The following is a 577-nucleotide window of genomic DNA, read 5'->3' as shown; positions in this document are numbered from 1 at the left end:
AATAACATTAAAGAATGATATTAATCTACAGCAACTAAAATCATCAGGGTTTTATAACAGGATAAAATCATATCAAATAGCACCGGCAATCTGTTTTTATACAGAAGATGGGTTTCAGGGTGAAACTACTTGTTTAGCATCCAATCAACAAATAGATTTTTATCACGATACAGAAAACATCCTTGAGTCTGACAGAGAAGTACTACCTATTCATAATGATAGTATTCAATCCATCACCATACCCCAAGGAATGATAGCAACAATCTACAAGAATGATAATTTCAATGCTCCTTTTTTTAAGTTAACAGAAAGCATTACTGATAATAGTTTAAAAGCACTGGAAATGAGTAATACAATCACTGGTATCAAGGTATCAGAAAGCAAAGGCCTGAGCTGTGATCAACAGTGTGTCATTGTAACCAACCATAAAATAAAACTCGCTGATGTATTTGGTAAATACTGGAACGACGAACGATTGAAAAATAAGCAGATTTTATTGGTTTTTAACACTATGAATTTAGGAGAAGACGATAATTATGTTCTCACATTATTTAACGGTGCGAACATTAACATTAAT

At 32.2% G+C, this 577-nt stretch carries 1 pseudogene; it reads left to right on the top strand.

Annotated features, from left to right (window positions below):
• Nucleotides 1-577 (top strand): annotated as a pseudogene (locus V1952_RS22420) (GNAT family N-acetyltransferase); the annotation flags it as partial.

This window comes from Yersinia sp. 2542 StPb PI (assembly GCF_048593855.1).
GTDB classification, from domain to species: Bacteria; Pseudomonadota; Gammaproteobacteria; order Enterobacterales; family Enterobacteriaceae; genus Yersinia; species Yersinia enterocolitica_E.
The sequence above is the reverse complement of the archived record's forward strand: the minus strand, read 5'-3'. Positions and strand labels throughout refer to the sequence as shown.